The following is a 3,782-nucleotide window of genomic DNA, read 5'->3' on the forward strand; positions in this document are numbered from 1 at the left end:
AATACGCAAGTTTTCCTGAGTGGTTGGGTTAGCTGCAACTAAACGCGCCTCCTATGGCTGTGATGCCCGCCATAGCGAGAGGTATCGCCGGTAAGAAGTTATTTTCTCCATGACCGCTTTTATTCAAGCTCGTTAGCAACGTCAACACTTGCTGAGCTTTTTGCGGGTCGTCTCCTGCTATCTGAGTGATCTTATCTGCCAGTGCTTGAGTTTCAGGAGAGTGGTCGTTATTTGTGATATTGCCAAGCACTCGGTTGACGATAGCGGACCGTTCGTCTACGTGGCGACTACCTAGCTGCCTAAAAGCAGCCTTGCCTTCCATCATGCGGCCAACCCAATCAGGGTTTGTGCCTTGCGCAATCTCCGAACCAGCGCCGAGCAGGTCCACCATCTGGAAAATCGTCTCTTCGGTTCTGTCACCTAACTTGGCGGCGTCGGTTTTCCATTGTTCTAATGTTGCCTTTGGGGATGTCACCGCTTTCAACGAAGAGTCAGTTACATACAGATCCGTACGTTTTTCCTGGTCCTTGGTAACTTCGTAAGCCTTATCAACATCGCGATTGAGCCCCGTCACTGCAGATGTAGCATCGCCCACATCCCGCACAACGATCTCACCCGCGCCCACTGTCGCGCGGACTGATTGCTCGCGGTCCTTATCGTACTTCCAGCCAGTAACACTCCACCCCGTCTGCCCCGTCTTGCCTTTACCGACCTGGCTCGAATCCTGGGTAGTGCTTTCACCGTTTTTATAGGTGCCACCGACGTTCAAGTAATACCCGTGCTCTTTATCTTCTCCAGAGATGTCTCTGAACCCCAGCGTGCCGGTGTCCAGTTTCAAGTTGCCATTGTCCGAAGCGATTAAAGCGCCATCGAGTTGTGTGTGCTTCTCCGTACGGATATCCAGCTTGTCGCTGGCGGTGATTCCGCGTCTGGTCTTCGACCCAATTGGTTTTTCCAGAGGTCTGACCGTAACCAACCGAACCGCTGACACCGCGCCCGGCCCGATGGTGACGGTGACACTTACATCAAATTCTTTGCCTTTGACTTTGCCGGTGTCTGGGACAGAAGAAACATTCAGGTCACCGCCGACCCGGCCAATGACTTTATCTCCCCGCAAGTCGGCACCTGCAACCTGAGTATCGCGGCCGCTCTCGAAGCCCAAACGATCGGCAGCATAGAGATAGGCATCCTGTTGACGCTGCCCTTCCCGGTCCAGGTTCCCTTTGCCCATGCTGACGCTGGCATAAACGCCGACTCCCTCGTTGCCAAAGGTAAACCCGACTTCTCCACCTCCACTGTTTCTATTACTGTCGCTTGAACTGTCGTTCTGCGCAGCACGGATGCTCAAGTCGTTCCCTGCCTTGAGATCGATGTCGCGGCCGGCCTTGGCTTGAGTACCTATCAGGTTCAGGTCATTGCTCGCATTCAGGTTAATATCGCGCCCGGCCTGCGCTGTCGTGACGGCAGAAGTACCGTTACTACCCTTCTCGCTAGCAACGCCATGGCTTCCACCTACGCCTAACTTTACGCCACCACTGGTACCGCCATGGATGCCACCCCAGCTCTGACTCTCACTGTCATTTTGGTTAATGCTGCCCTTGGCTACATCAAGCAAAACATCTCGACCTTTGATGTTGATATCGCGGCCGGCATTCAACTGGCCGCCGCTGATCGCCACATCATTCCCAGCGACCATGTTGAGATCTTTACCGGCCTTCAGGGTCGATGAACGATTGGTCTCTTCAATCAGCTGTGTGCTGGTGCTGTGCTTGCTATTGCCGAATTTTACGTCCCCAGTGGGACCTGCAAGGAATTGGCTGACTGCATCAACACCTTTCAGCGTGCTGGAGCCCTTGCTGATATTGTCCTCTCCCTTCCCGGCCCCGCTCACCGCATCCTTGGTGTTGCCATAGTTATGGTTGATAGCCACACTCAACCCGTTACGCTCCGTCTCCCGCTGCTGCTCCATCAGCAAACGTTCACGCGCCGCATCGATATTTATATCTCGCCCGGCCGTCAGCTCAGCATCATTGGCAGCCGATAGGTCAGAGCCGCGCTGGTTGATATCTCGCTTGGCATTGATCGTCAGGTCCTGCCCTGCATTGATCTGGCTGGCGGCTGCTGTTTGCTGCTCAAGTCTATTTTTCTCTGTACTTTTATCAGCGCCCACAAACAACGTCACACCATTGGCGTCACTCGATACGCCAATACCGGTCTGTTTGCTTTTTTGCCAATCGCGCTCACTGGTACTGCTTTGGGCCGCAAGTACATTGACATCGCGTCCTGCATTGAGACTGACATCACGCCCGGCGCTGACCCCACTGCCCACCAAGTTAATATCTCGCTCAGCGTGCAAGCTCGCATCACGATCCGCGGACACTTGGCTCCCCACGCTGGTGCTGCGTTGGGCTTCTTGGCCAGCTTTTTTGGCCGAGGAGATCGCAATAAACCCACCCGAGATCGAGCCGGTTTTCTTTCTCGTATTTTTCACTACGGCTATAGGCGGTGTCGTTTGCAGAAACCAGGTTGATGTCGCCTGTCTCCTTGACCAGTCCAGACCTTAACTCGACATCATTTTCTGCACTAATCTCACTAGCCCGCACCCGCACATCATTACCTGCAGCCACCACCACATCGTTGCCCGCCTCCAACTCACTGCCCACTTGGCTCGCAGTAGTCTTCAACTGGCTTTTGCCACTTTTGGACAGCCCCAGGAACCCGGACTTGGTCTTCTTGCTGTAGGAACCATGCTCCTCGACACCCGACAACACCGCGATGTCACCCGTGGCCCCTAGCAACATGTCTCCATCGGCCTTCAGCTGGCTGCCGATCACGGTGACGTCACGCCCGCCGTCGATGCTCATCCCGCCACCAGTCTTCTTGGTGGCATTGATGGTCAGGTCTTTGCCGGCTTCGACGACCGAGGCCACGTTGGTGCTGTCATAACTTTCCCGCTGTTGGCTTTTGCTGCGTCCGAACGAGCCCTTGCTCTTTTTCGAGTAGAACGAGGCGTCTTCGTCCAGTGCCGACAGGATGCTCACATCGCGCTGTGCATCGAGGGCCACGTTGCCGCCGCCGGCGATTCGGCTGGCGGTGAATTTCCAGGTCTTTACCGGCATTGAGCGACACGTCGCCGCCGGCCGTCAGCACGCTGGAAACCTGACTGATGTGGTCCTTGGACTGGGTGACCTTCTTGGACTTGCTGGAGGAATGCTGTTCGTCGGCAGCCGACGAAATACTCAGGTTCTCAGTCGTCGTGATGCTCAAGTCGCGCTTGGCGTCGATACGGCTGGCAATGGCGCTGAAGTCTCGCCCTGCCGATACCTTGAGGTCGCGGCCGGCCTCCACACTGGCGCCGTTTTGCGTCACGGTTTCGGTGCGCAGGCGGCTGCCCAGATCCAAACCATTGCGTTGCTCAACGGCATCGATGTGCACATCGCGGCCAGCGACCAATGTGGTGTCACGCCCGCTTTGCAGCACGCCACCGGTATTGGCGATGTCACGGCCTGCATTCATCGTCAGGTCATTAGCTGCCTCGATGCGTGACGCACTGTCGAGATAGTCGCGGCGCTCAGCGGTGCCGTTGCCGGTACGGGTTACTGCACGGTCGTTGATCACATCACCCTTGATCGCCGTCAGCGTGACATCGCGTCCGGCGATGATGCCGCCGGACTTGTTGACGATGTTGTTACCCGCCAGCAGGTCGAGGCGGTTGCCGGCTTCCGATCAAGCCGCTGTTGATCAGGTCATTGCCCGCTTTGGCGGACAGGTTGTTGGTGGCA

Annotated in this window: 1 pseudogene; it reads right to left on the reverse strand. The window is 56.1% G+C overall.

The features are described from left to right. Window positions 1-3,782: pseudogene (locus tag DQ405_RS25685) on the reverse strand (hemagglutinin repeat-containing protein); the annotation flags it as partial.

Source organism: Pseudomonas sp. SST3 (genome assembly GCF_003325755.1).